1 protein-coding gene and 1 pseudogene are annotated in these 1744 nt (G+C 68.6%); both read left to right on the forward strand.

Features of this window, described 5'->3' with window-relative positions; all coding sequences use genetic code 11:
* Positions 1-841, forward strand: an 841-nt coding sequence (gene mraY / locus RMO12_RS07330) for a phospho-N-acetylmuramoyl-pentapeptide-transferase (protein ID WP_309638782.1), incomplete at its 5' end; no start/stop codon positions are given.
* A gap of 19 nt (positions 842-860) precedes the next feature.
* Positions 861-1744: pseudogene (locus RMO12_RS07335) on the forward strand (UDP-N-acetylmuramoyl-L-alanine--D-glutamate ligase); the annotation flags it as partial.

Raw genomic sequence — 1744 nt, forward strand, 5'->3', positions numbered from 1 at the left:
GATCGGCTGGGTCGACGACTGGCGCAAGGTGGTGGACAAGAACCCCGAGGGCATGCGCTCGCGCGAGAAGTATTTCTGGCAGTCGGTGATCGGTCTCGTCGCCGCGCTCTACCTCGCCTTCAGCGTCTCGGAAACCTCCAATCTGCGCGTGCTCGAACTGTTCGTGCGCTGGGTGCAGAGCGGTTTTTCCAACGCGCTGCCGCCCAAGGCCGACCTGATGGTGCCGTTCTTCAAGACCGTGAGCTACCCGCTCGGCGTGTTCGGCTTCATTGCGCTGACCTACCTGGTGATCGTCGGCTCGAGCAATGCGGTGAACCTGACCGACGGCCTCGATGGCCTCGCGATCATGCCGGTGGTGATGGTCGGCTCGGTGCTGGGCATTTTTGCCTACGTGACCGGCAGCTCGGTGTTCGCCAACCACCTGCTGTTGCCCTACATCCCCGGCGCCGGCGAGCTGATGATCTTCTGCGCCGCGATGGCCGGCGCGGGCCTGGCCTTCCTGTGGTTCAACGCCTACCCGGCGCAGGTGTTCATGGGCGACGTGGGCGCGCTCGCGCTCGGCGGCGCGCTCGGCACCATCGCCGTGATCGTGCGCCAGGAGATCGTGCTGGCCATCATGGGCGGCATCTTCGTGCTCGAGGCGCTGTCGGTGATGGCGCAGGTGACGTGGTTCAAGATCACCAAGCACCGCTACGGCCAGGGCCGTCGCATCCTGCTGATGGCGCCGCTGCACCACCACTTCGAGAAAACCGGCTGGAAGGAAACGCAGGTGGTGGTGCGCTTCTGGATCATCACCATGCTGCTGTGCCTGGTGGGCTTGTCGACCCTGAAGCTGCGTTGATGAAGACCGTGCCCACCTCATGAACACGCTGCAGGGCCAAACCGTGCTCGTGCTCGGCCTCGGCGAATCGGGTCTGGCGATGGCGCGCTGGTGTGCGCGCAGCGGCGCCTCGGTCCGCGTCGCCGACACGCGCGAGGCGCCGCCGCAGGCCATGGCGCTGGCGGCGTCGGTGCCGGGTGCGATGCTGCATCGGGGCTTCGCGGCGAGCCTGCTGAGCGAAGGAGCGGGCGTGCAGCGCGTGCTCAAGAGCCCCGGCCTGTCGCCGCGGGACCCGGCGCTGATGCCGCTGCTGGCACGCGCCGCCGAACTCGGCGTGCCGGTGCAAGGCGAGCTCGACCTGTTCAGTCAGGCGCTGGTCGACTTGAAGGCCGAGCGCGGCTACGCGCCCAAGGTGGTGGCGATCACCGGCACCAACGGCAAGACCACGGTGACGATGCTCACCGGCCAGCTCATCGAGCGCAGCGGCCTGCGTGTCGCGGTGGCGGGCAATGTGGGGCCGACGATGCTGGCGACCTTGGCCGAGGCGCTGGACCTCGAAGGCCCGCTCTCGCCCCGCTTCGACCCAGCATCGTCCCCGGCCGACAGCGACGAGTCGGGCTCGGTACCGCTCCTTCCCCCGCTGGGGGAAGGCCGGGATGGGGGCCACGCGCACTCGCAGGCGTTGGCCCCCACCCCAACCCTCACCCTGGGAGGGAGGGAGCAGGGCACGGCGGACCAAGACATTACCGATGCCGAGACCGGAGAGTCAAAGCCGCTGCCCCTCGCCGCCGCGCCGCCCGCCGCGCCCACCTTTCAGCACCTCCCCGAAGCCTGGGTGCTCGAACTCTCCAGCTTCCAGCTCGACACCGCGCACGGCTTCGAGCCGACGGTGGCGGTGGTGCTCAACGTCTCCCAGGACCACCT

The organism is Methylibium sp. (assembly GCF_031393925.1).
Lineage (GTDB): Bacteria > Pseudomonadota > Gammaproteobacteria > Burkholderiales > Burkholderiaceae_C > Methylibium.